The following is a 277-nucleotide window of genomic DNA, read 5'->3' as shown; positions in this document are numbered from 1 at the left end:
GGATCGAACCGCTGACCTCCTGCGTGCAAGGCAGGCGCTCTCCCAGCTGAGCTATAGCCCCATACAGTCACTGCAGAGACCATCTACTACCACTCAACTTCTCTCCAGGGAGAAACGTTGATTTGGCTCAGGCAAGGCATGTTTCCGCGAAGCATAGTGAACTATGCGAGCCGGAGACATAACGCAGCATGAGACAAATCTGGTAGGCCTGAGTGGACTTGAACCACCGACCTCACCCTTATCAGGGGTGCGCTCTAACCACCTGAGCTACAAGCCT

The 277-nt window shown here is 54.9% G+C and carries 1 tRNA gene; it reads right to left on the bottom strand.

Annotated elements, in window-relative coordinates:
- Positions 1–200 precede the first annotated feature (200 nt).
- A tRNA-Ile gene (locus tag FS690_RS18245) sits at positions 201–277 on the bottom strand.

This window comes from Pantoea sp. PSNIH1, assembly GCF_007680655.1.
GTDB classification, from domain to species: domain Bacteria; phylum Pseudomonadota; class Gammaproteobacteria; order Enterobacterales; family Enterobacteriaceae; genus Pantoea; species Pantoea eucrina.
This window is presented reverse-complemented; position numbering and strand designations above follow the sequence as displayed.